At 66.4% G+C, this 23,223-nt stretch carries 20 protein-coding genes and 2 pseudogenes; 8 read left to right on the forward strand and 14 right to left on the reverse strand.

Annotated features, from left to right (window positions below; genetic code table 11):
* Nucleotides 1-114: 114 nt before the first annotated feature.
* Nucleotides 115-549 (reverse strand): energy transducer TonB, encoded by a 435-nt coding sequence (locus G4D86_RS46175; protein WP_164001763.1) that lies wholly within the window; start codon nucleotides 547-549, stop codon nucleotides 115-117.
* A 344-nt stretch (nucleotides 550-893) separates the two neighbouring features.
* Between G4D86_RS46175 and G4D86_RS46180 the strand changes: the two genes are divergently transcribed.
* The 3 genes from G4D86_RS46180 (at nucleotide 894) to G4D86_RS46190 (ending at nucleotide 3,429) form a co-directional block, all read left to right on the forward strand.
* Nucleotides 894-2,363, forward strand: a complete 1,470-nt coding sequence (locus G4D86_RS46180) for a S8 family serine peptidase (RefSeq protein ID WP_205520370.1) — start codon at nucleotides 894-896, stop codon at nucleotides 2,361-2,363.
* 57 nt (nucleotides 2,364-2,420) lie between these two features.
* Complete coding sequence (locus G4D86_RS46185; protein WP_164001765.1) at nucleotides 2,421-2,660, forward strand: hypothetical protein; 240 nt, start codon at nucleotides 2,421-2,423, stop codon at nucleotides 2,658-2,660.
* Between the two features lie 133 nt (nucleotides 2,661-2,793).
* Nucleotides 2,794-3,429: an NAD(P)-dependent oxidoreductase gene (locus G4D86_RS46190; protein WP_164001767.1), complete on the forward strand. Its 636-nt coding sequence runs from the start codon at nucleotides 2,794-2,796 to the stop codon at nucleotides 3,427-3,429.
* 220 nt (nucleotides 3,430-3,649) lie between these two features.
* On the opposite strand, the pseudogene G4D86_RS54425 reads toward G4D86_RS46190, so the two are convergent.
* The 10 genes and pseudogenes from G4D86_RS54425 to G4D86_RS46235 form a co-directional block, all read right to left on the reverse strand.
* Nucleotides 3,650-3,933, reverse strand: a pseudogene (locus G4D86_RS54425) (IS701 family transposase); the annotation flags it as partial.
* A gap of 177 nt (nucleotides 3,934-4,110) precedes the next feature.
* A complete protein-coding gene (locus G4D86_RS46200; RefSeq protein WP_164001769.1) occupies nucleotides 4,111-4,464 on the reverse strand; it encodes a hypothetical protein in 354 nt (117 codons plus the stop codon).
* Between the two features lie 30 nt (nucleotides 4,465-4,494).
* Nucleotides 4,495-5,448, reverse strand: a complete 954-nt coding sequence (locus tag G4D86_RS46205) for a trypsin-like serine peptidase (protein WP_164001771.1) — start codon at nucleotides 5,446-5,448, stop codon at nucleotides 4,495-4,497.
* 684 nt (nucleotides 5,449-6,132) lie between these two features.
* Nucleotides 6,133-6,456, reverse strand: a pseudogene (locus tag G4D86_RS46210) (transposase); the annotation flags it as partial.
* A gap of 113 nt (nucleotides 6,457-6,569) precedes the next feature.
* Complete coding sequence (locus G4D86_RS46215; protein ID WP_164001773.1) at nucleotides 6,570-7,514, reverse strand: hypothetical protein; 945 nt, start codon at nucleotides 7,512-7,514, stop codon at nucleotides 6,570-6,572.
* Nucleotides 7,515-7,877: 363 nt separating this feature from the next.
* On the reverse strand, nucleotides 7,878-9,110 hold the full coding sequence (locus tag G4D86_RS46220; protein ID WP_164001775.1) for an alpha/beta fold hydrolase: 1,233 nt from the start codon (nucleotides 9,108-9,110) through the stop codon (nucleotides 7,878-7,880).
* A gap of 637 nt (nucleotides 9,111-9,747) precedes the next feature.
* Nucleotides 9,748-9,876 (reverse strand): hypothetical protein, encoded by a 129-nt coding sequence (locus G4D86_RS54050; RefSeq protein ID WP_275899230.1) that lies wholly within the window; start codon nucleotides 9,874-9,876, stop codon nucleotides 9,748-9,750.
* 49 nt (nucleotides 9,877-9,925) lie between these two features.
* On the reverse strand, nucleotides 9,926-10,159 hold the full coding sequence (locus G4D86_RS46225) for a hypothetical protein (RefSeq protein ID WP_164001777.1): 234 nt from the start codon (nucleotides 10,157-10,159) through the stop codon (nucleotides 9,926-9,928).
* A 302-nt stretch (nucleotides 10,160-10,461) separates the two neighbouring features.
* Nucleotides 10,462-10,746, reverse strand: coding sequence for a hypothetical protein (locus G4D86_RS46230; RefSeq protein WP_164001779.1), 285 nt, complete (start codon nucleotides 10,744-10,746; stop codon nucleotides 10,462-10,464).
* 221 nt (nucleotides 10,747-10,967) lie between these two features.
* On the reverse strand, nucleotides 10,968-11,147 hold the full coding sequence (locus G4D86_RS46235; RefSeq protein WP_164001781.1) for a hypothetical protein: 180 nt from the start codon (nucleotides 11,145-11,147) through the stop codon (nucleotides 10,968-10,970).
* A 764-nt stretch (nucleotides 11,148-11,911) separates the two neighbouring features.
* Between G4D86_RS46235 and G4D86_RS46240 the strand changes: the two genes are divergently transcribed.
* Nucleotides 11,912-12,937, forward strand: a complete 1,026-nt coding sequence (locus tag G4D86_RS46240; RefSeq protein ID WP_164001783.1) for a DNA sulfur modification protein DndB — start codon at nucleotides 11,912-11,914, stop codon at nucleotides 12,935-12,937.
* Between the two features lie 1,338 nt (nucleotides 12,938-14,275).
* On the opposite strand, the gene G4D86_RS46245 is transcribed toward G4D86_RS46240, so the two are convergent.
* Entirely contained in the window at nucleotides 14,276-17,251 is a 2,976-nt protein-coding gene (locus G4D86_RS46245) for a M4 family metallopeptidase (RefSeq protein WP_164001785.1), read from the reverse strand.
* A 135-nt stretch (nucleotides 17,252-17,386) separates the two neighbouring features.
* Here G4D86_RS46245 and G4D86_RS46250 point away from each other — a divergent pair, with 135 nt between their 5' ends.
* On the forward strand, nucleotides 17,387-17,806 hold the full coding sequence (locus tag G4D86_RS46250; protein WP_164001787.1) for an MAPEG family protein: 420 nt from the start codon (nucleotides 17,387-17,389) through the stop codon (nucleotides 17,804-17,806).
* Between the two features lie 37 nt (nucleotides 17,807-17,843).
* Here the strand turns inward: G4D86_RS46250 and G4D86_RS46255 are convergent, their stop codons facing one another.
* Both G4D86_RS46255 and G4D86_RS46260 read right to left on the reverse strand, forming a co-directional pair.
* Nucleotides 17,844-19,754, reverse strand: coding sequence for a protein-arginine deiminase family protein (locus tag G4D86_RS46255; protein WP_164001789.1), 1,911 nt, complete (start codon nucleotides 19,752-19,754; stop codon nucleotides 17,844-17,846).
* A 201-nt stretch (nucleotides 19,755-19,955) separates the two neighbouring features.
* Complete coding sequence (locus G4D86_RS46260; protein WP_164001791.1) at nucleotides 19,956-20,696, reverse strand: hypothetical protein; 741 nt, start codon at nucleotides 20,694-20,696, stop codon at nucleotides 19,956-19,958.
* 614 nt (nucleotides 20,697-21,310) lie between these two features.
* Between G4D86_RS46260 and G4D86_RS46265 the strand changes: the two genes are divergently transcribed.
* The 3 genes from G4D86_RS46265 to G4D86_RS54055 all read left to right on the forward strand — a co-directional run bounded on the left by G4D86_RS46265 (nucleotide 21,311) and on the right by G4D86_RS54055 (nucleotide 23,194).
* The gene (locus G4D86_RS46265; protein ID WP_164001793.1) at nucleotides 21,311-21,838 is read left to right on the forward strand and encodes a GNAT family N-acetyltransferase; all 528 of its coding nucleotides are present in this window, start codon (nucleotides 21,311-21,313) and stop codon (nucleotides 21,836-21,838) included.
* Nucleotides 21,839-21,947: 109 nt separating this feature from the next.
* The gene (locus G4D86_RS46270; protein WP_164001796.1) at nucleotides 21,948-22,856 is read left to right on the forward strand and encodes an NlpC/P60 family protein; all 909 of its coding nucleotides are present in this window, start codon (nucleotides 21,948-21,950) and stop codon (nucleotides 22,854-22,856) included.
* Between the two features lie 206 nt (nucleotides 22,857-23,062).
* A complete protein-coding gene (locus tag G4D86_RS54055; RefSeq protein WP_275899231.1) occupies nucleotides 23,063-23,194 on the forward strand; it encodes a hypothetical protein in 132 nt (43 codons plus the stop codon).
* The last annotated feature ends 29 nt before the right edge of the window (nucleotides 23,195-23,223 follow it).

Below are 23,223 nucleotides of genomic sequence, written 5' to 3' on the forward strand. Positions count from 1 at the left end.
CTCCGCCGGGGTAGGGAGCCCGAGGCCGCGAGTGGCGCGGCTGCCAGCCCATCCTCCGCGGTCAGAGGAACCTCTACGGCTGCTGAGCACGGGGATGTCTCTGCGTGAAGGGCTTCAGCGCTTCTTCGCTGGCAGCGTGTACTTGCCAGCGAAGGTGTAGCGCACCGCGACCGGGTGTCCCTTCAAGGTGGCGGGCTTGAAGCGCCAGGTCTTCACCGCGTCCATGATGGCCTTGTCCATGTGACGCAATGGCTTGAGATTCAGGCAGTCGGTCACCTCTCCGGTGAGCCGGATGGTGCACTGGAGCACGAACCTGCCCTCGACGCGCGCGGCGAGCGCCTCTGGCGTGTACTTCGGCAGCTCCCCGCTGAGCTGCTCCGGTCGCGTCATGCTCGCACCGAAGGGCAACACGTCATCAGGGCCCGGCGGCTGGGCGAGGAAGTGCTCGAGGTATTGCCCCATCCCCGCGTCTGGAGCCGCGGCACGCGACTCCTGGCTGGCGGCGAGTCCCGGGACCACGAGAACGCAGAGGATGAGGAGCAGGCGCATGGTGCTCCCCTGCTTAAGCGCCTCCGCGAAGAGACGAAAGACGCTTCCGGCCCGCCCCTCCCCAGGGGAGCGCTGGCTCCTCGGTCAGGGGCGAGGCAGTGGCTACACTGCTTCCGCCAGACAGTCAGGAGCCCCGAGGCCGCGAGTGGCGCGGCTGCCAGCCCATCCTTCGCGGTCAGGGGCAATGCCTGTCACGTGACGGTCGGGCCAGCAAGGATTCACCAGCGCACGGCTGGACGCCGTCCGTCCCCAGAATCAAATCCAGACGCCGCCGCGTTGGGTGTATCGCCTCCCGCGCCGGAAGCGCCGGCCGCATCGATGTCGATGCGCGCGGTGGGGGAGTCATGACGATATTTGGCAAGCGGAACGGTAACGGGGGCACGGTGCCGGGCCCCGAGGACACGGAATATACGGGGCGCTACATCGTCCTCCTTCCGGAGGGGACGACGGAGCAGGGGATGCGCTCGCTCCAGAAGGCCGTGGGCGTCAAGGCGACAGTCGTGAGGGGAGACCGGCCCGAGGACCAGCCGGATGTCCACACGGAGAACGTCATCTTCTCGGACATCGGGGCCGCCGTCGTGCAGATGGACCCTGACCAGCTCAGGTCCCTGTCCGTGGCGGACGAGAAGGGGGGCATGCCCTTCCTGGCGGTCGAGCCGGAGCGGGTCGTCCGTGCCATCGGCGTCGAGCCGGGCTCGAACGGCTTCGGCACGTCCCTGCCCATGCCGCTCTGGTCGGAGACGGCCTTGTCGTCCGGTGCGCTGACTCCGGTGCAGCAGGGCGGCGCGTTCGCCCTGGAAGGGCAACCGCCAATGGGGATGCCCCTCGCGGAGGCCGCGTCCCAGGACGTCACCGCGGCGTACCTTCGGGGCTACAGGGACTCCGTCGTCGAGCTCGTGGACCGGTTGCTGGCGGACGGGGGCCTCTCGGTGAGGGAGAGCATTGCCCCGCAGCCGCGGGGCTGGAACGAGAGTGAGGCGACCTGGGGCCTGCAGGCGACGGGCGTCGCCGCCTCGCGGATGACGGGGCGGGGCGTGAAGGTGGCCGTGCTGGACACCGGCTTCGGTCCCCACCGGGACTTCGGCGGCCGGAACTTCCTCACCGCCTCCTTCATCCAGGGACAACTGGTCGCGGACGGGCAGGGCCACGGCACGCACTGTGTCGGCGTCTCCTGCGGGTTCCGACCCGCGACGAAGGTCCCCCGCTACGGAGTCGCGTATGAGGCCGACATCCTCGTCGGCAAGGTGCTGAGCAACGAGGGAAGTGGCGCGGATGGAGGCATCCTCGCGGGCATCAACTGGGCCGTGGCGCAGGGCGCCCAGCTCATATCCATGTCCCTGGGGGCAGGGACCCGGCCCGGAGATACCTACAGCCAGGTCTACGAAGGCGTTGCCCGGCGCGCGCTGCTACGCGGCACGCTCATCATCGCCGCGGCGGGCAACGAGAGCCGGCGTCCCTCGGTCATCCGTCCCGTGGGACACCCGGCGAACTGCCCCTCCATCGTGGCCGTCGCGGCGCTCGATTCAGCGCTCCAGGTGGCCTGGTTCTCGTGCGGGGCGGTGAACCCGAACGGGGGCGAGGTGAACATCGCGGCCCCCGGTGTCGACGTCTACTCGTCGGTTCCGCTGCCTCCCTTCTACCGGCGGCTCTCGGGGACGAGCATGGCCACGCCGCACGTCGCGGGCATCGCCGCGTTGTTCGCCCAGGCGACGAACAAGAATGGCCTGGCGCTGTGGCAGGCCATGGCACGCGCGGTGAAACGCCTGCCGCTCAACGCGAGTGACGTCGGTCTGGGGCTCGTCCAGGCACCTTGAGCCGCACCGCCCCGTGGCGCTCCACGGCACCTGCCTCTTCAGGAACGGAGCTCGGCCTTGCCATCGAAAACCCCGGTCTCCGTCCTGATTGAGGCGTCACCTCCGGACCGCTTCGAGGATGTGGTCGCCCGGCTCCGGGCGGCCGGCCTCGAAGTCGACCAGGTGCTCGAGGAGTCCGGCGTGGTGCTGGGAAGCGCCGCGCCGGACCGGCTTCCCGCGCTCAGGGCCGTCAGGGGGGCGACGGTGGAGGCGCAGCGCTCGTTTCAGCACGCGCCTCCGGACTCCGACGTCCAGTGAGGCGGCGCGGGCCCGTCCCTCCTGCCGCCAGTCCATCGGGTCCGGTGTTCTCCAGGCGTCTCCTCATCAGCCGGCGTTTGCAGGCGGGGAAGCCCCGGCACTACGGTCGCAAGGCAGCGGGAGGGCTGCCGACATGCGAATCGTGGTCATCGGTGCATCGCAGGGGACAGGCGCGCTGGCGGTGCGGACGGCGCTGGAGCGCGGGCATTCCGTCACGGCCTTCGCCCGGAGCCCGGAGAAGCTGGTGCTCGAGCACCCGAAGCTCACCCGGCTGAAGGGTGACTTCCACCAGCGGTCCTCCGTGGACGAGGCGGTTCGCGGGCAGGACGCGGTCATCGTCACCGCTTCGTCCACGTCGCTCAAGGGCTTCAAGGAGAACCCGAACTACTTCTCCCAGGGCACGGCCTACGTCATCGAGGCGATGAAGGCGCAGGGTATCCGCAGGCTGTCGGTCCTGAGCGCGCTGGGGACGGGGGAGAGCCGGCGGCTCGCCAACTTCATCGTCGACAAGCTGGTCATCTCCTTCCTGTTGAAGGCGCCTTTCGAGGACCACGAACGCCAGGAGCGCCTCGTGCGGGACAGCGGGCTCGACTGGGTCATCGCGCGGCCCGGCCGGCTCACCAACGGGCCGGCCCGAAAGCGGTACGTGAAGAAGACGGCCATCGAGAAGGTGCCGTCCTCCATCTCCCGGGCCGACGTGGCCGACTTCCTGGTCGAGGCCGTGGAAGCCGACACCTGGGTGCGGCAGGCCGTCCAGCTCGGCGGCTGAGCCTGAAGAAGCACCGGGGCGGCGTGGGCCGCCCCGTCATGATGAACAGCGATTAGCACTACTGCGTCAGGGGCCCGAGGGGTGAACGGGGAGACCGAGCAGGCTGCGTGAGGCGCGTCGGTGGTTGGAGCGGTGGCAGGTGGGACAGCGAGGCAGCCAGGTGGCAATCACGCGCGCCATGGCGAGCCGTACGGTGATGAAGCTGTCGTGGAAGTGTCGCTCAGGCTGGGAGCGGCTGCGTGTGGGCTTCAGCCGCCCCTCGGGCCGAAGGGGGAAACGCCGCGCGCGTTCGGCAATGATGAACGCGTAGCAGCACAGCGCTACGGAGACATGGTGATGCCAACCGGGGAAGCGGCGGCCTTCGTAATGGTCCAGGCCCAGCTCGCCCTTGAGGTCCTCGTAGACGCGCTCGGTTCTCCAGCGCTGCATCACCAGGCAGATGAGTTGCTTTTTCGTCCTGCGCTCCGGCAGGGAACCCAGGAAGTAATTGGCGGGCTCGGGCTCACTGCGGTTCGTAGCGCCCGCATGCGTGCACGTTGGCCCGTAGAGGGGCAAGAGAACTCCACGCTCGCTGCCACGCTGCCTGCGGGAGGACAACGCTGGGCGCCTCATCGCATCGTGCGATCGCACCTCAGCGGTCGGGACGCGGGTCGAGGGCGAGGCCCCTGAAGGGGTAGGATGTCAGTGGATTTTCACGGCTATGATGCGAGGCTTGCCGTAGACACATCCCGAGACGAGGATTGAAACTTCCTTTCGGTTCAGGAAGGCGCTCAGGAGCAGCGTGTGGAACAAGCTGTGGCCCGTGTCGGCGGGATTCGTCGCGTAGCCGGCGTTGGTGATGGAGCAGCCGCCCGGGTTGACCATGGGAGCGCTGTGGCGCACCGACATCGTGTCTTGCCCCCAGCCGGCCTCGAGTTCCTGCACCGACCCCCAATTGCTGTACTGCTCTGCTTGAGCGAAAGCTAGAGGCGCCCATGCCACCAGCAAAACCAGCACGCTGGCGGCGCCGATCCTTCGAACGTCATGTACATGCATACTCATTCCCCTCCGTGAGTGGACAGGTGCCTAGTGGAGCATCAGGGTCAGGCTGGTCGTCTCGAGGACCGCGCACGCCGCGGACACGCCGGCGCAGGGAGTGCTCCCCTCCTGGATGATCTGCACGATGTCGAACCGGGCCGTGCTGATGGCGGCGCTCGTGCAGCTGGCAATGGCCGTAACCCAGGTCCAAAAAGGTGGGTCGGGCATGCCGGGTACCCGCGAGGTCCAGGCGCAGGTGGACTGCACGCCGGCGATCCCGAGCAGTACGCCGTTTGGCGCGGTCACGAAGTCCGGGCCTCCGCTGTCGCCTCCGTTGCCCACCTGGCCGGCGGCGTTGGCGGGCAGGGTGTAGGCCGTGGCGCTCGCGGTGCTCGGCGTGAACACGGCGCTCCGGAAGCGCCCATCCTGCTGGGCCCCAACCGGAGGAGGGCCGGCGCTCGCGTAGGCGAAGATGCCGCGGCCGAACTTCGTGAGGGTTAGGGAGGTGTCGACATCGTTCACGAAGAAGAGCTGGATGTTGGCAGGGCCGAAGTCGCCTGCGCCGAGAAAAACGAGCGCCACGTCCAGCCCGGTGGGTCCCCAGTTCCGGACGAGCCGGGTTGGGATCACTATCCGGGTCGACCACGCGGCGGTAATGGGAAGCGCGGCGAGACTGGCGGAGGGTCCGTTCACGGTGCCCGTCGACGTGACGCAGTGATCAGCCGTGAGCACCCAGAACCGGTTGACCAGCGTTCCGCTGCAGCCTCCGCCCACGGTGACAAGGCCTAGATCCCTCTGCCTCTGAACGTCCACGAGGGCGCCACTGATGATCGGTTGCTGGACGGTACACACGCGCCCCTCCGGGGTGTCGGTGCAGGTCGTCTGCGCTTGAGCGGTCTCGAGCGCGCAGCAAGCCATCACCCCTGCGACGCCGAGCGCGTAGCGAACGGCAGGAACGACCTTCGCCGCCTCTCGAAGCATGTCGATGGCTCGCGACACCATTACCCCCTCGCCAAGGAAGATCTCGCTTCCGTGTCGTCGTCGACCGTCCGACAGTTTGTGAGTACTGTGTTACAAATGCAATAGCACCGCTCGGGAGCCGAAGTCAAGGATCCGTCCTCGAGCGGATCGGAGCGGCCCCGTGACTGTCGGAAATGTTCCTATAGGTGTGTAGCAGGCCGGCTCCGAGTATTCGCAGAGCCAGCAAGGAGCGGGGAAGCTCCTCGGTGAACCCAACCACCGAAACCTCCCGGCCAGGGGAGGCCCAAGGAGTTCCCCGTGAAGAAGGCTAGGGTGTTGGTTCGCCAGCGTCGTCGGTACTACGGAGTGCTCCGACTTCCCGACCTCCGTCCCACTGAGCTCTGGATTTCCCTCGCGCGGTGGTTTCCACCCCCAGAAGGGCGGGCGGAGAGGACGGGGCCTCCCAGGTTCCTGGGGAACCCATGTACGAGTGCCGCGCTTCACAGACTCCGGTGGTGCGGTAGGTCCTCGCTGTAGCGGACCCACCGCTGCGGCCTTCCGGGTAAACGAGCACTACTGCGTCAGGGGCCCGAGGGGTGAACGGGAAGCCGGGCAGGCTGTGTGAGGCGCGTCGGTGGTTGGAGCGGTGGCAGGTGGGGCAGCGCGGCAGCCAGGTGGCACTCACCCGCGCCATGGCGAGCCGTACGGTGATGAAGCTGTCGTGGGGAAGCCCGGGTCGTCCACAATCCAGACTTCCACCGGCTCGCGCGAGGTCATCGCCCCCAGCGCATATTGCGCCGCCGCCCGCCGCCCGTCCCGGTCGCTCCACTTCGAGTCTACGGCGAAGTGCAACAGTCGTTGGTGCCTGGCATCCACCCGTCCGGGGTCCGGGCATGCGCGGGCGGCGATGGGCTCGACGCTCTTGCGCTCCCCGTCTCCCAGCAGGCCCATGGCATAGAGGGTGAACGAGCCACGCCGGCTCTCCTCGCCGAGCACGTCGCCGATTCGCTGGAAGTACCTCTCAAGCCGCTGCTCGGCAGCGGCATTCATGAAGGAGTCCATACCTACTTCATGAGTAGGACGCCGGGCGCACACCGCAATGGTAGCCAAGGACGCGCACCCCTCAGTCGCTCGCTCCCCCGCATACCCCTAACGCAGTAGTGTTAGAGCGGCTCGTCGGGGCAGATGCGCATCCCGCAGCTCCCGCCGCCACAGTCCTCGGGGCACGTGAACCGCTCCGAGAGGCTGCAGATGCCGTCGCCGCACGTCTCGCAGTCCTGGGGACAGGTGTACGGGTCATTCGGGGCGCAGTAGCCGTTGCCGCACGGGTCGCAGTCCGTGAGGCAGGAGGACACGGTCTCCGAGCCGTTGCAGATGCCATCGCCGCAGATGATGCAGTCGGCGTCGCACGTCTCGCCCGGGTCACAGACGGCGTCGCCGCAGGCCATCAGCCGGAGCCGGAAGCTCTGGAAGCAGCCACCGCCGCGGTCATCCATGTCGAACACGATGGACTTGGGCGCGGCCGACGTCACCGTGTGCGTGCCCGCATTGTCACACTGCCCGTTGAAGCCGTCGTCCTCGAACTTCACGTCCAGGGCGACGTCCGAGCGCCCGGACATGCTGAACGCCTGCACGCAGCCACCCGGGTTGCCGCCGGTGTCGATGCCCCAGGAGGGGGACCACGTCAGCGAGGTGCCCACCGGGACCTGGTAGATGCCCGGGGAGTCGCACTGCCCGTCACCCGTGGTGTTCGCCTGACCATGGAAGTCGACGGAGAGGACCAGCCCCGACAGCTCGCCGGACGGGTCGACGATGCCGAACTTCTGGTAGCACCCGCCCGAGCGCGAGTCCGTGTCGATGCGCATGCGCGTCGTCCACTGGCCCAGGGCCTTGCCTTCCGAGATGTTGACCCCGCTGTTGCACTGGCCAGACGTTCCGCTGTACGCGCGGAGGTCATGCCAGAACTGCGCGCCTGTCAGGGCGTCGCTGCGGGTGCCCAGCTCGTCCGTGCTGTCGAGAGAGTCCTCTGACTCCACGGGACCGCAGCCGGTGGAGAGGAGGGCGGCGGCCGCGAAGGCGGTGGCAGTGGGGAGGTAACGCTTGAACACGAATGCTCCTTGAGGTGTGGAACGCCGCGACGAAGCCCGCCAGGGCTCGGACATGACCCGTCACGGTGGGGGTGTCTGGGTTCAGGCCGGGGTGCGTCTTTCAATGGAGTGTCTGGGTGCTATCCGGACAGCCCTTCTCATCTGCTCAGTCCCCTCGGCCCCAAGACGCAGGCCAGCCTCCCCGCTCATGGGGAGGCACGCCCCGGCATGGCCGCTCGACCGGGAGCCGCCATGCCGTGGTCTTTCGTCTTTCGAGGGGAAAACGTCGCCCCGTCCGCGCTGTCGCATTTCGGGCCGCAATTCCCGGTTTCGGACTCCCAGGTCCCCTGGTTGCACACCGGTGAGCCCTACTCCCTGCATGCGTCAGCGCGAGGAGGGCGCCGTGCCGGGCGGCGTGGGACTCGGCGGGGACGCGTCGGCGGGAGCCTGCGCCGTGCCGCTCGCCGCCAGCGGCAGCACGTCCTGCACGAGGTGGAGGAGCATGCGCCCGGGCTCCTCCACCATCATCATGTGGGCGGAGTTCTCGAACCAGACGAGGCGCTTGCTCGGCGCGCTCACCCCTGTGAGCCAGTGGGCCGTGAACTGCGAGGGCGTGGTCGTGTCGTGCCGCCCCGCGAAGATGACGAGCGGACAGCCGAAGCGGGTGACCTGCGTGTAGTCGAACTTCCCCAGCTCCGGCAGCAGGTGCGGGAGCGAGAGCTGGGAGCCCAGGTCCATTGCCGCCACGTCCGCCGCGGAGTAGTCGGGTGAGAGCTCGGCCAGGTTCATGTAGTGGCCGATGTCGTCGCGGCCATGCACCAGGCCGCCGAACACGTTGGACCACTTGCGCTCGATGCTGATCTTCTCGAGGGGCAGCGTCCCGTCCTTCTCCGGGTAGGGCGCAATCGCCTTCAGCTCCTGGAGGGCGGCCTCGTTGTGGGCGGCCTCGGCCGCGGCGAGCGTGAGGGCGTAGCTGGCGCGCTCGTTCTCCTGGCCGCTGATGACCTGCCCCATTCCCACGTAGGCGAACAGCAGCTCGGGATGGCGGTGGGCGAGCTGCAGACCCACGAGGCTCCCCCAGGAGTGACCGAGGACGAAGACCTTCTCCTTGCCGTAGCGGCGCCGCAGGTACTGGACGACTTCCGCGGCGTCCTCGGTGATGCGGTCGAGGGAGAGCGTGGGGGCGATGAGGGCCGGGTCGTTGGCGTTGTACGTCTTGCCGCTGCCGCGCTGGTCCCACTGCACCACGGTGAAGAAGTCCTCCCAGCCGCCCTGGAAGGCCCAGCTCGTCGGAAGCTCGGGGGAGGCAGGCCCGCCGTGAATCATCAGCAGGATGGGATTGCGCCGGTCTCGCCCCCGGACCGAAATCCACTGCTTCGTCCCTCCCACCGGAATCTCGAGCAGCTCCTCCACGCCATCCCGCGAGGCAATCTTCCGCGAGTCCGCGATGATGGCCCGTGCGTCGATGCGGGCCTCGACGGGGGGAGGCGCCTTGCCGGGCGCGCCGGCCTGCCCTGGCGCAGGCGGAGTGGAGGCGCAGGCGGCACCGAGGCCGCAGACCGCGAGGCACTGCGTGAGCACGGCGAGGTGGCGGCGCAAAGGTGAAGCGAGCGGCATGTCGAGCGGTCCTCCGCGAGAGGCGGAGGACACATAGAACAGATTCCAGCTCGGAACAGGTGAAGAGTGCGGTGGCCGGCCCGCCATACCCACCGGCATGGCAGATGAGAGACGAGAGCCTGGGACGCGCCGCGAAGACGGGGCAGCGTCAATCAGAGTCGGTGCTCAGCACGGAGGACGAGTAGTTGCGCTCCACCGTGCCCGGTTCATTCGAGCGAATGCCCGCGCCGCAGTCCATGGAGCAGGTCCCGTCGTAGTCCTCCCAAGACTGGCATATGCCGTCACCACACACAGGCGAGTACTCGCAGGCCTCATAGTCCGCGTAGCACTGGTCCCTTCTTAGATCCCGCATACGGTTATCCGTATCCTGGTTGGCCCAGAACAAGCAGTCCTCCAACAAGTCGCCACACGTCCACGTCTGAGCCTGAGCCGCAGGCGCCCACAGCACCACCAACGCCACGACGGAGATGAGTCCGATACAGACAGTTTTCGACATCGTTTTGCTCCTCCTTGATGCGGGAACCCACAACGGTGAAATTCCGCATGGGAGCCCGCAGACCTGAAGAGCCGACGAGGGAAGAAATGATGCAGAGAATCTGGGCATGGACGGGTCGAACTGCTCGAACTGCTCGAATTTCTAGATGTGGCCGCCCAGCCCGAAGACGGCCCTGTCGTTGACGAACCCCACCTTGGGCGCGAGCCCCAGCGTCAGGTTCCGCATGCCTCGCGGCGCTCCATGGGCCACCTTGCGGCGCGCGTCGCGCAAGGCCGCACGCGAGTGGGAGCCCTTCAGGGCCTCTTCCTCGGCACAGTCCTCAGGTGTGCGTGGGGATATCGAGGTCCTCGTTGGTGACGGTGACACTCGCCGGTGAGAACGCACGGAGGCGGTCTCCTCCCGCCCGCGCATGGGCCCACGGAGCGTGCCGGTCCAGCAACCGCGCGGACCGCGAGGCCTCATGGAAGTCGAATGCGAGGCCCTCCGCCCGGACGACGCCAGGAGACAGCAACCACAGCCAGAGCACGGTGAACGCGACGGCACGCCTCTTCATGAGACTGCTCCCACGCGGGAGACCCGGCCAGCCCCCTCGGGCTGGTAGAGCAAGCCACGTGCCCTCCGCGCTCCGAGTGTCGTCAGCGCCTTGCGTGCATGGGCCGTGCAGCGCGCTGCACACGTGAGGGCGTCGCCCCGTCATGGGCGTCGCATGCTTGTGTCACGCGAGCATCGTGGGGTCGCTGCTCTGGAGGGGGGGGCGTGCTGGCCATGGCTCCGGGTCCTCATCCGCCTGTCCGGGAGGCCGGCCAGGCACCCACGATGCCGGGCCGCCGGAGCGTTGGAGGGCCGGGCGGGGCGTCAGGGGCCTTCGCGGATGGGGCCGCCGGGAATGGTGTCGTCGGTGGGAATGCCGGGGGCGGGCTTCTGCAGCTTCGCGTGGGCAAAGAGCACGTGCAGCTTCTCGTGGATGGACTCGTTGGTGTACTCGTGCAGCGCGGAGAGCACCAGGGCGTAGTCGCTGAGCGCGTTCATCCACGCGTGCAGGTTCTCCACGCGCGGGGGCTTGGCGCGCGCCTCCTCGATGCGCCGCTGGGCGTCCTCGAACCGGGTCGTGGCATCGTCCACGTGTTGGGGTAGGGGCATGGGCTCTCGCTCTCCTCTCGCTGGGCTCTGCCAACCATGTGCAGGGGATGGGCGAGGCGACAGGACGCAGGCGGGCAGGCGATGTGCACACCGCCCGCGCGTCGCGCCCGGGAGGAGAACCTCCCTCCGGCAGGTCACCCACCGCTCTGGGGACTCCATCGGCGGGGAGGAGTCCCCGCGATATGTCCGCGGGGATGCCCGAGGCACGCGCCCCGGGCCGCCTACTTGTTGGTGTTCTCGGACTTGTCGATGGACTTCGCCACGTTGCTCGTCTTCTTCTGCTTCTGCACGTCGAAGCTGGTGCGAACCTTGTCGCCTTCCTTGAACTCGCGCTGAAGCTGACTGTGGATCTTCTCGTTCTTCTTGAGGGGCTTGCCCTCGACAATCGTGGTGCGGGCCACCGCGATGGGGACGACCTCGCCGTTCTCGGTCTGATGCTCAAGGACCGAGCCAGCGGTAAGTTCAAGAGGTGCTCGTCTGATCAACTGCTCAAGGATATGCGAAGACTAAAGGAACTAGGCGGTGCCGCAGACACTAGCGAGCAACTCAACTTGCCCAAAAGAAAGAGCAAGTCGAAGAATTCTCGCAAACTTGACTGCGGCGCACGGAAGGCCAATGCGCCAACCCGCCGTACCCCTGGTACTTGCCGTGCGTCCCGCTCCACGTAAGGGGGCAGGCCGCGCCCCATCGCGCTGCCTCCGCCAGTGGTGCTGCGAGGCGGTCCCTCACCGCCTCGTATAAAAAGGCGTGTGCTGTCGCGAGTTTAGAGCCGGCTTGGCTAGTTGGCTAGGACGACCGGAAACTCCTCCGCCCGAGGAGCCGTCTGCTAGGAAGCTGCCCTATCGGAACATGCTACAATTCTCTTCCATCGAGTGCCCCTTACCGAACGACTCGGCGTCCCTGTGAATCTTATGCAAGCAGACGGGTGTCGTTCTGAGTGCCAGTTGGGCGGGTAGATTGCGCTATCCTTCGGCGACCGCAACTGCGCACAGGAAAGGAACACCTCATCCCGCGGGCATCGCCTCATCGGAGGGCAACATACTTCTTGGCAAATGACCGAGCAACGATATCCTTGTGCCATGCCGCCAATAGCCTTGGGACCCCGCAGAGACAAGAATACACAGTGACCCCACTCAACACCCAACCTCATTGACAATTTGAAATAATGATCCCCTACCTAGAAGTCAACCAGAAGCAGCACGCCTTCATTTTGGCCAAAATCAACGCAGGAAGACTTGCACAGATCGCATATGTCGCAGTTCGTGGGAAGGACAACGAACCAGGCGCAGTGCAAAGGCTTCTAAACCCAGACAGAATATCAAGCATCAAGGAGTTTACTGTCAACGTAGGCGACTACCCAAGCGCACTTGTTCTAAATTGGACGAACAAGGAAAACCCCCTTGTCAAGAACAACGGAACCATCGACTTCGAAGACGTCCCTCGGTCAGCACAACTCATCGACGGGCAACATCGACTAGCGGGCATCAAGGAGGCCATACAGGAGAATCCTGAGATAGCCCAACTTGAGCTTCCCGTCGCAATCTACGAGTATCTGGATACAAAGGAATGCGCAAACATCTTCCTTTCAATCAATACCGAACAGAAGCCAGTTCCGCGGAGTCTTGTGTATGACCTGTACGGTATTGCCAATGAGAACATGGTTGACGCCGCCTCTGTTCGGGCAAGAGATATTGCATCATATTTGAATGAAGAAAAGTCATCTCCGTACTTTGAAGGCATCAAGTTCCCAGGCTCCCCTCGGCGGAGAGGAGGAATTGCCCTCTCAACGGCAGTAGGCGCTCTAAAGCCACTGGTGGAAGAGAAGGGCGGCCTTGCGCAAGTCGGGATCACGGAGTTCGAGTTACAAAAGCTAATCGTCATCAATTTCTTCAATGCGCTTCAGTCTTTGTACACTAAGCACTGGGAGGATCGGGATAACGTATTCCTGTATGCGGCTGGTTTCGTAGGCGCCATTGACTTCCTTAGACTGAAAATGGTCCCCTATTGCAACATAAGAAAATCATTCAAAACAGAATTAATGCAGGACTCTATGAAGCTCAATCCTGCCAATCTCATTCTGCAGTCGGAAGTCAAAGGGCTCGGCGGTAAAGATGCCCCTAAAAGGGTATACGAGCGACTGACCGAAGCATTCAAGCCAGACAGTGGGCAGCCAACCGTTTTTGAATTCTAGTTCCTAAACACGTCGATGCATAATGCACAGAACTATATAAACACCCAAATTGCGTTGGGTCCCCCAAGTCAATTTCTGAATGGATACATCGTAACTCCCGCGGATGCAGCAAATCTGAAGGCATGTCTGGAGCAGGATGCGCTGAGCTATACGTATTCTTCCTGTGTGTCATTTCTCGATGCGCTTCATGGCATTCAGGCTGGTTTTTATTCGTGGTCAACAGTCAAGCTCTACTACTCTTCATTCTATTCATTTCGAGCAATGCTTGCGCTTGCGGGGTTATGCCTTTACTACCAAAAATCCACTCCATTTTCACTAAGTACTACTCCAGGGACACCCTGCAAAAAAGAGAGCGGGGTTACACACAAGGTTGTGGTTAACCTATTTGGGACTCACCTGGGTCGCCACCTATTGCTATCGCAAACAATTGCGCTCGTTTCTCCCACGCAGTGGATGATGGACCGGCGAGAAGAGGCAAACTACAAGAATGGAAAATTCTATGATCCCGTTGCCCCTGAGCATCTTGAAAAGATAGTCGACATTGGCATACGCAGAGCCGTCGAGGCTTATGCATCAGACACAACGTCTCTTTACCTGTTCGATCCGGATCACGCGATAGTCGCATACCCTTTAGCGGCCATTTCTGAGCTTTGTCAGCGACTGCCTCGTCAGGTATCGAAAAGACTCAATGAGGAGGACGCGAATTTCCTCAGGAATGCTGCAAAGGACCGAAGTGGATTCCTGCCTGCGTTACATCGTCTCTTCTCGCTACTTGAGTAATTCATTTGGGGGCGAGAAACCGCTCACCGCTCAATCAATCCATGATAGTCAACTACATGCGTGGCCAACCGTAATCGAGGGCCCCTGCGGAGAGAAGCGGGGAGGGCGTCTCGGCGGGACTGCCTTGCTTCAATGCAGGAGGCCCTTCCAACATCCCACGCTCTTTCTTGTCTTGCCCGGTAGGATTAGTAAATGATTGTCATGTGAAATGTGCACCCTGTGCTGAAAGTGTATGGGTGTGGGTATAGGAGGAGTGGGGGCCCTGTTGAGGGGCGTTGGTACAGCAGGGACCGAGAAGGGCTGCTGACGAGTGTCAGCCGGGCCAGTGGAGAGAGCGTGCAGCGTCCTTAAGGGACAGGCCTCCTCCTCCGGCTCCGCGCCCGCTTCAGCTTAAGGGAGACGCATCCCGGGCCGGCTTGCCGGGAGCCCCGAGGGCCGGGACCGACACGGGAGCGGCCCAGTTCACGGTGCATACATGACATTTGGAGCATCCACCACCGGGTTGCGATTCCGGCGCGGGCCCGCGAGCAGCAGGCAGGCCCGCGCCTGGATGCCGCATCAGGGGCAGCTCAGCGAGTACGCCCACTCCGTGGTGGGCTGGGCCGTGACGGGGTTGCAGTTGGGCTCGACGCGCACCTTCAACTGCCCCGACGTCCCCGAGTAGGAGAACGTCAGCGTCCTGAGGATGGACGGGTCGCCCGTGGCCATGCAGCCGGTGTCGGCCGCCAGGGTCGTGCCCGAGTAGACCTTGATGCGGTCGTGCACGGAGTAGGTGTGGTAGCTGAGGCTCACCGTCCCCGCCGCCTTGCCCATCTGGAACGTGCGCTCATCCACCTGCGCGCCGCCCGCGGTGGCCATGGAGTTGCACGAGCCCACCAGCGTGACGGTCTGGTACGGCGTCCGCACGACGTTGGAGCTCTGGTCCATGCAGACGCCGAAGAAGAGGTAGGTCCCCGGCGCGAGCGTGGCGGTGTGGCTCAGCGTGCGCTGGACGCCGGGCCCCACATCGGTCGTGTCCCCGCGCAGCAGCCCGCCCGTCGTGTGGTGGATGGCGAGGTTCGACAGCCCGGCGACCGCGTCGCGCCCGGTGAGCGTCAGGTAGACCTTGCCGTTGTTCGCCGGGTCCACCGTCACCGTCTGCGTGCAGACCTCTGGAGCCGTGTGGTCCACCGCGAGCGAGTAGTCGTTCACCCGGGTGTTGCCGAAGGGGTCGGCCGTCTCGAACCGCACCGGGTACCGGCCCTCCGCGCGGCTGGAGACATCCACCACCACGTTGTCGAGCGTGAAGCTGGACATGAGCGGGTCGCTCCAGAACTCATCCACCACCGCCACGCCGTCCACGAACACCTTCGCCGACTGGAGGCCCGAGGTGTCGCTGGCGCTGTACTTCCAGTCCTGCTGGGGCGCGATGGGCGACCAGGTCGTCGCCTTGTTCGAGGTGATGGTGACGCTCGGCCCGGTGGCATCCAGCGCGAAGTACACCTTCTTGGCCACCTCGTTCCCGCGAGTGTCCTTCGCGGTGACATTCACGTAGTGCGAGGCGCTCGTCCCGTACCAGGCCGGGTCGAGGATGAAGACGCAGTGGCTGGTGCAGGGCTGCGCCATCGTCGGTCCATTGATGAGGCCGGAGGAGATGACCACCATTCCCTCGACGAGGCCGTTCTCGTCGGACACGTCGACGGTGACGAGGGCTTCCGTGCTGCTCTTCTGCTTGGTGGTGATGGCCACGGTGGGAGGCGTGCGGTCCGCGGGCGGGCCGACATTCACGGCCGCCCAGGCATCCTCCACCGCCTTGTACTCGGGGGTGTGCGGCACGCGCCCGTACAGCGTCATCGTCGCCTCGAGCATCATCTCGCGCGTCGTGGCGTAGTTGGTGATGCGCGAGAAGTAGACGCCGCTGAGCGTGTTGTACCAGAGCCAGTTCGCCGTGGTGATGCCGAGGCCGGTGAGCCCCTGGGGGAGGAAGGCGCTCGCCCGCTGCGGCTGCAACAGGCCGGGGACCGGCGCCTGGCCCGCGGGGAGCACGCCGACGCTGAGGAAGTAGAACATCCGCTCCAGCGGCCCCGCCGCATAGTGGGAGGCCGCGCTCTCGATGCCTGGCGCCCAGGCGGGGTACAGGAACGGGTCGATGAACGAGCGGCCGTAGCGGGAGTCTCCCCAGTTCCCATAAATCCAGTCGCCCCGCACGGTGATGGGCTTGCGGACCCCACTGCTGCTGCAGCTCACCGTGGTGCACGGAGTCCCCAGGAGGGCAATCGCCTCCGGCAGGTAGAAGCCGGCGACCAGGCCGAAGATGTCCGCCGACCCTTCATCCAGGCCGCCCAACTCGCCGGTGGGACCGGTCACCACGCCGGTGTCCAGCGCGAAGGTCATGTGGCTGACCTCGTGGGCCACCGTCTCGATGTCGGTCAGCGGGACGCTCGACAGCCCGCCCTTGACGGAGGTGTAGCCGAGGATGACGACGCCATTGCCCGCGGGGTGGGCATTGCCTTCCGGGGAGTGCACGTAGGCGTGGATGGGCCCGCCCTGGCCGTCCCAGCCATTGCGGCCGTACACGTCGGCGAACATCCGGGTGGTGCCGTAGACGGAGATGAACGCGTCCGCCGCCGCGGTCTGCCCATTCACGGTATTGGGGCCCTGGAGGGCGTAGAGCTGGTTGTCACCCCAGGTGTTGACCGAGCTCTTGTAGTCGAACCACCTCGAGCCATCCGCCTGGGTGGCGGCGGAGATGGAGTCGCCACGCTCACTCTGGAGGTAGTAGACGCTCCGGGCTGGCGAGTACGTGCCCATCGTCACGGTGCCCGCGAACGCGCTGCGCAGCGTCCCCTTCGCCATGGCGGAGGGCGGGAAGGCCCGCTCCACCACGGCGCCGTCGCGCTCGCGCACGAACAGCTCGCGGGGCGCGTCCGCGGAGAACTCGGACGTCACCTTCACCCGGGTGCCTCGCTCGAACCCCACCACCACCGTCTCGTAGTCCGCGGCGTTCTCCCCGGAGGCGCCCGGGCGGAGGCGGCGCTCCAGGACGGGCTCCAGGACGACGTCGCCCGTGTCCCCCACCGTGAGCCCCTTGCTCGCGACGTGGGCCCTGGCCCGCTTCAGGCCCTCGGTGGCCTTCATCCGCGCGGGCGCGACGCCCTCGAAGGAGTCGGGCTCGCCGAGCACCTGGAGGGTGTCGTCCACGAAGACGATGACGCCCAGCTCACGCCCCATCACGGGCGTGCCCTGGAAGACCTGCTGAATCCAGACATGGGTGTCGCCCAGGGCGCTGGTGCGGACACGGCGGACGCGGAAGGACAGGCCCGGCGTCCGCGAGGCGAAGCGGCGCTCCACCTCCGCGAGCGCGCGTGCCGAGCGCAGGTCTTCCTGTGCGCGAATGGCCGCGAGGTCCTCCGCGCTGACCTCCGGACGCATGAGGGTGGGCGAGGGCGCGGCGGCGTCCCCCGATTCTGCCGGCGTGGGCCCGGGTGTGTCGGCGGAGTCTCCGCACGCCACGAGGCCCAGTACGACGAGTACGGACGCGCAACGCGACTTCATCAATGTGTATCCCCCTCTGCGTGACTGCGGAGACGGCTGTATCAGCGAGCGCACCCGTGTGACAAATCAGCGCGGGATGGGTCGGAATCCGCCCATGAGTTGCGTCGTACCGCTGCATGGGGCAGGGAAGGAGCCATGCACAGCCCCATTCTCGCTCCCGTCGTCGCGCTCGTGTCCTGGTCCATGGTCATGTGGGCCTGGATGTATGCCACTCGCTTGCCGGCCATGTTCAAGGCCCGCATGAAACCCGACCGGTATGCGCCGCGCGGCGAGCAGATGAGCCAGCTGCCGGCCGAGGTGCGCTGGAAGGCCGACAACTACAACCACCTGATGGAGCAGCCGACCATCTTCTATGCCATCACGCTGGCGCTGGCGCTGCTGGGCGAAGGAACGGGCCTCAACCTGATGCTGGCCTGGAGCTACGTGGGCCTGCGCGTGGTGCACAGCCTGGTGCAGGCACTCATCAACAAGATCGAGCTGCGCTTCGCGCTCTTCGTGCTGTCGTCACTGGCGCTGTTGGGACTGACGATCAAGGCGGTCATGGCCGTGCTCTGACCAGGTCCACGCGCCACGCGAGCCAGCGGCAGCGACGTCAGTGGGACGGGCCGTCCGTGCGAGTGGCGGACGGGGCGCGCGACCCGCGCAATGCCTGGCGGCTCGCCTCCGCGGTGTTCCACCACGCGGACTCCGGTACCGCGCGCGTCGCGTTGGTGCCGCAGTGCACGTTGCCGGTGAGCCGGTGGAAGAGGTTCCAGTCGTCCACCCAGTGCACGCGCAGCCCGTGGGGTGCGAGCTGCGCCTCCAGGTGCGCCTTGAACACGTCCACGCCGTCCACCACGGGCCCGTGTGGGTCGGCCACCGCGACGTCCGTGCGCGAGAGCACCACGAGGTTCGCGCTCGCGGGCTGGAACGCCGTCACCTTGCCGCCGAGCGGCTGGAAGAGGAAGGGCGCGCGCACGAGCTCCGCGTCCGTCAGTACGAGCTCGCGGCGCAGCACGGCGAGCTGCCCCTCCATTCCGGTGGCCGCCCGTGCGGAGGCGTCGAGCACGTCCGTGCGCGCGAGCACCTGTGTCACCGTCGTCTCCGCTGGCACGTCCTGGCGGTTCACCCGCCACGCCTTGCCCATGAAGAGGCGTGTCTCGCCGTGGCCGCGCGCCTGAAGGTCCTCGAACATGGCGCGCGCGCCCGCGGGGTCTGCCGCCAGGAGCACCCAGCCCCGCGGCGCTGTGGCACTCGGCAGCAGGGCGAGCGTCTCGTCCACATGGCCCACCTGCAGCCAGGACGTGTCCACGTACACGGGCGGTTGCATGCCCTGCGCCTCCAGCATCCGCGTGAAGGACGCGTCCGGCGCGCCTCCCGTGGCGCTGCCACGCAGGTGCCTGCCGAGCGGGTAGCCCGCGTACGGCGGCACCGTCTCCGTGTTGCCCATCGCGTTGTACGTGCGCGAGCTCGTCGCGCCCTCGAGCTGGAACTGCTGCAGCGCCGCGACGTCGGGCCCGCGCAGCGCGTACACCACCCGGCCCGCGGAGCGCAGCGGCGCGAGCGGGTCGGCGGGCGCGTACACCTCGGCGGAGCGTAGGTTCACCCGCATCACGTGCTGACGGCCGCCCGCGGCGGGGACCGCCATATATGCGTCCTCGAAGAAGTCCTGCACCCAGCGGTCTCGGCTCGGGTGGCGCAGGAGCGGAGCGCTGATGCCCGCTGCCTCGCGCAGCTGCTCGAGGCGCGCGAAGAAGGCGGCCTCGTCCGCACCACCGGCCGCGCCGGGGTCCGACACGTGCAGCGCCTCCACCGGCTGCAAGGCGCTGAGCGTCAGCACGGGCGCCACCTTCAGGCGGACCCGGTCTTCCGCGAGCACCTCGCCCGGAGCCCCGTCGCGCCCGAGCGTGAGGACGACGTCCGCGCTGCCGTCCCACGCCGAGGAGTCACGCACCACGTCCCGTCCCTCGAGCGCGAGCTCCAGCCCCGCGCGCAGCAGCCCTGCCTCCACCCGGGCATCCGGGGCGAGCGCGCGCCAGGTGCCGGACCCGCGCAGGAACAGCCGCGTGTAGGCGGCGCCTGTGCCCACCACCTGCACGGTGGCGAAGGCGTCCTCCGGCGCATCCGGGAGCGCCACCGTCCGCAGGGGCGCGAGGTCCAGCGCATCCTGGCTCCCGTTGACGACATCGTCCGACGCGTCGTGGCAGGCCGCGAGCTGCGCGTCGCTCACGTCCGCGGGCAGCGTCGCGGGTGCGCAGCGCCCTCCGTCGTCGTCCAGGTTCGCGAGGAACAGCGCACCGCGCGTCGCCGTCCACATCTCCTCATCGGCATCGTCCCCGGCCTCGCCGAGCTCCACCACGCCGTCCCGGTCCACGTCGGCGCGCAGGTCTGCCACGGGCTGCCAGGCCGTGGGTGCCGGTGTCGGTGCGGGCTCCCCGGGAGTCGCGGGCTCGGGGGTGGGTTCGCCGGTGCAGGCGGCAAGGAGGACGGCGGCGAGGGCGAGAGGGCGCAGGGCGGCGGGCATGGGGCGGCTCGGAGTGCGGTGGGACTCGACAGGCAGGCCAACGGGCCTGACCCATGAGTGACCGACCGGCGGCCCAAAAATGGGAACTGGATTCGACAGCGCCGGGGACCGGGGAGGGACGCCCGTCGAGGCTCCGATGTCCCGCGCCCCGCCAAACTGGCGAAACCACGAGCTTCGCGAGCTCGTGATGCCGCTACGGATTCATGCCCCATCGCTTGAAGGCGGCTGGCGGGCCGCGTCCAAATCCAAGGGCAGGAAATGAGGGTTGAACCCGCCCTGCGTGCACCCAGGGACTGGCATGAGCGTGTCCCCGCGCACGTCACATCCGGGAAGGGCCGTGAGGTGCTTGTACCAGCTCTTGACGTAGTGCTCTTCGACCTTCGCCAGCTCGACCAGCAGGTGGAAGCCGCCACGTGTCTTGAGCACCGTGAGGCAGTCGAGGTTGAGCCTTCCCCGCACCTGGGCGAGCACCTCGTCTGGCTCCACGTGGTCGAAGTCGAGATCCAGATAGACCTTTCGTGAACAGGCCTTCTGTATCTCGGACAACGTGACCTGGTGTGGATTGTAGCCCTTGTACGGCTCGGTGATGAGCTTCGCCAACTCGATGAGCGTGTTCTTCGCCGCTCGCTCGAAGCTCCGCGGGTTCGGATTGATGTACAGCGCGAGTGCTTCCTGGGGGACGGGGTTTCTACGGTCCTTGTAGGCCCCTACCGCGCACTCGGTCTGGCGAATCTTGTCGACGAGCTGAGCCTTCGTGGAGGTGAAACGCTTGAGCTGTCCCTTGTCGCTCGAGAGCTTCTGCCCCTCGGCGGCGTACTTGTTCCGAGCGAACAGGCAGACGTAGTAGGTCTCGTCGGCCTGCAGCTCGGGAAGCCATTCGATGAATCGACGAAGGCGCTCTTCATCCAGGATGACGACGTAGTTCTGGGGCGGAAGGGACACGGGCGCGGCTCCATGGCGGAGACATCCTCTCCGCCTGCGAGCATCCTATCCGCTGCCAGGGGCGGCGCGGCTCGTGTGCGTGACCCTCCTCTCGCCCGGCCTACGGTTCCCGGAGGCATTGCACGCGGTTCTGAGCGCGCTTGTCACGTTCCCAGTGGGAACGCCACAATTGCCGCCGTTCGACTTCGACGTGTTCGCGTGCGTGAGATGTGGAGGCAGGCTTGAGGGTGTTGGCGTACGTGACGGCACCCGGTGGGGCACGCGCCATTCTGGAGTCCCTGGGACTGCCCACGGCGAGTGCAATGCGGACCCCAGCGCGAGGGCCCCCAGGCCGCGGGGTGGTGAGCCACAAGCAGTCGCGCTGCCCCAGAAGCCCACGCCTCTGCTGCCCCTTGCTGGATGGGCCGCCTGGGCCGGCATGTGTCCAGAGGGGGCTGCACGGCCTCCCCACCGGCTTGGCGTACAGCCTGGGGCCCCCGTCAGCCGCCTTCTTCGGCTCCTCGGCTCCAGCCCTCTCCCTTAACAGGGCTCCCGTCCCTCCTATACGCAACCTGGACATCAAGGCGCGCGGCGTGCTGCTGTAGCAGCGGGTCCATGAGCCCCTCTTCCAGGCCATGGACCTCACCGCCGACCGCGTGAGCGACGCCGACGTGGACCTGTTCCAGCCGCTGCTGGAGTGCTGCGAGGACTTCTTCCAGCGCTGCTTCGGACGGCCGGCACGGGAGGACGAGGCGAGGCGGATGCCACTGGAGCGGCCTCCCGGGCTGGGCCCGGAGCGACGCCACCTGGTGGCGCTGCGGGACTCCGGGCGGAGACTGGTGGGCGTCCTCGAGGGCGTGAGCGACTTCCCGGCCCCGGGCGAGTGGTACCTGGGCCTGATGCTGCTGGCGCCGGAGGTTCGCGGGAAGGGACGCGGCGAGGCCGTCCTGCGTGGGTACGAGGACTGGCTGCGCCGCGAGGGCGCCCGGCTGCTGAGGCTCGGCGTGTCCGAGCCGAACCCCGACGCCCACCGCTTCTGGACGCGCGTGGGCTTCCATGACGAGCCACTCCGTGAAGCGCGCGTCCGGCACCGGCGGCCGGAGGAACTGCTCGTTCCTGGCGGTAGGCCTGTCCCGACGCGCTCGGGCGCTCCCGGAGCATGAACTTGACATTCAAATAATTCAGACTGTACGGTTAATGCAGTTTTTGAACAGGATATACGTGTTTCGAAGGTCGTCCCACCCACGTTGACAAACGAGAGGATGTATCGAAATGCGCTCATCCCGTACCTTCGCGAAGCTGGCAGGCGTCTCGGCCGCAGTATCGCTCTTCGCGCTTACGTCGCCCGCTCGAGCTGACTATACGTTTTATCGAACTGAGCCGCACACCGGGGCCTGCTGGAACAAGGTGAACGCGTACGGTGGCGTGTATCAGGTCACCAACAACCTGCTCAATGGAACGGGCTACACCTATACGGCCACGGTGCAGAACTACCGCCCGGGGGTCGGACTGCAATCCAGTGAGGCCTACACCGCCAGCCCTGGAGAGTGGAAGGTTGGCGGACTCGTCCACGTGGCAATCGTGCCCAACGACGAGTTCAGGTACTACCTCAACGGCGCGCTCGTGGCGGGCATCCCGGCCAATGGCATCCCGTACTACATGCAGCATTGCAAGGTGACGACTTCGCCTTCCGTGAAGGTCCGCATGGCGCTCTCCTACGGCCTCGCGGCACTGGACTCCGTCTACACGGGAGCCTGTGCGGGACAGTATCGATTCGGCGCTGCCCCCTCCACGGGAATATGGCATTACGGTTCAAGCTGCGGCAGCGGCCAAGGCAACTACTACCAGCCCGCTGGCGCCAGGGGGTTCGACTGCTCGGGGCTGGTGTACAACATGTTTCAGTATGCAGGCGTGCCTTTCAGCTGGACGTCCTCCACCGCGATGAAGGATGGCATTCCAAAAGTCTCCAAGTCGAGCATCCAGGTTGGCGATCTCCTGGTGAAGTACGGACACGTCGCCGTCTACCTGGGCGACGGGGATGGAGATGGCATCCCGTCCGTCCTGGAAGCGACGCCGGAATGGACAAACCCGGATGGCAGCAAGACAGGCGTCATCATCTCCGATGCCAACAAGTATCTTCAGGACGCTGCCTATACCGCTCACCGGGTACCCGGAATCTGAGCAGGCCCTGGTCGGTGTCGTGCCGCGCACTCCGCGCGCCAGGGCTCACGTCGCGGGGCCTTCTCGCACGACGCGCTCCGGCGCTTCCGGGCTGGCTCAGGGCACGGGGAGCCCCCCGTGAAGCGAGTATCCGGCACGCTGCCCCCCGACGTCGTCGCGAGCCTCTGGAGCCGCCCCGCCCCTGGTGGCGGCAGTTCCTGGACTTCATGGAGCTGTCCAGTCCCGAGGCGTTGAAGGGCCTCGAACTCGTGCTCGGCCTGCGCGTCATCGGCTTCGGACCGTTGCTGCTGCTGGCGGTGCTGGAGCCTGGCGCGGCGTCTGGCCGGGGTCCTGGCTGATGGCCGCTTGCTTGCCGTGCCCCCGACCG

Origin of the sequence: Pyxidicoccus caerfyrddinensis, assembly GCF_010894405.1 — a bacterium.
In the GTDB taxonomy this organism is placed as follows: domain Bacteria; phylum Myxococcota; class Myxococcia; order Myxococcales; family Myxococcaceae; genus Myxococcus; species Myxococcus caerfyrddinensis.

What these genes read in the sequence shown, in the direction of transcription:
- G4D86_RS46175 (WP_164001763.1), bottom strand. Translation starts at nt 549, where the DNA reads ATGCGCCTGCTCCTCATCCTCTGCGTTCTCGTGGTCCCGGGACTCGCC.
- G4D86_RS46180 (WP_205520370.1), top strand. Translation starts at nt 894, where the DNA reads ATGACGATATTTGGCAAGCGGAACGGTAACGGGGGCACGGTGCCGGGC.
- G4D86_RS46190 (WP_164001767.1), top strand. Translation starts at nt 2,794, where the DNA reads ATGCGAATCGTGGTCATCGGTGCATCGCAGGGGACAGGCGCGCTGGCG.
- G4D86_RS46200 (WP_164001769.1), bottom strand. Translation starts at nt 4,464, where the DNA reads ATGCATGTACATGACGTTCGAAGGATCGGCGCCGCCAGCGTGCTGGTT.
- G4D86_RS46205 (WP_164001771.1), bottom strand. Translation starts at nt 5,448, where the DNA reads ATGGTGTCGCGAGCCATCGACATGCTTCGAGAGGCGGCGAAGGTCGTT.
- G4D86_RS46220 (WP_164001775.1), bottom strand. Translation starts at nt 9,110, where the DNA reads ATGCCGCTCGCTTCACCTTTGCGCCGCCACCTCGCCGTGCTCACGCAG.
- G4D86_RS46225 (WP_164001777.1), bottom strand. Translation starts at nt 10,159, where the DNA reads ATGAAGAGGCGTGCCGTCGCGTTCACCGTGCTCTGGCTGTGGTTGCTG.
- G4D86_RS46230 (WP_164001779.1), bottom strand. Translation starts at nt 10,746, where the DNA reads ATGCCCCTACCCCAACACGTGGACGATGCCACGACCCGGTTCGAGGAC.
- G4D86_RS46240 (WP_164001783.1), top strand. Translation starts at nt 11,912, where the DNA reads ATGATCCCCTACCTAGAAGTCAACCAGAAGCAGCACGCCTTCATTTTG.
- G4D86_RS46245 (WP_164001785.1), bottom strand. Translation starts at nt 17,251, where the DNA reads ATGAAGTCGCGTTGCGCGTCCGTACTCGTCGTACTGGGCCTCGTGGCG.
- G4D86_RS46250 (WP_164001787.1), top strand. Translation starts at nt 17,387, where the DNA reads ATGCACAGCCCCATTCTCGCTCCCGTCGTCGCGCTCGTGTCCTGGTCC.
- G4D86_RS46255 (WP_164001789.1), bottom strand. Translation starts at nt 19,754, where the DNA reads ATGCCCGCCGCCCTGCGCCCTCTCGCCCTCGCCGCCGTCCTCCTTGCC.
- G4D86_RS46265 (WP_164001793.1), top strand. Translation starts at nt 21,311, where the DNA reads ATGGACCTCACCGCCGACCGCGTGAGCGACGCCGACGTGGACCTGTTC.
- G4D86_RS46270 (WP_164001796.1), top strand. Translation starts at nt 21,948, where the DNA reads ATGCGCTCATCCCGTACCTTCGCGAAGCTGGCAGGCGTCTCGGCCGCA.
- G4D86_RS54055 (WP_275899231.1), top strand. Translation starts at nt 23,063, where the DNA reads ATGGAGCTGTCCAGTCCCGAGGCGTTGAAGGGCCTCGAACTCGTGCTC.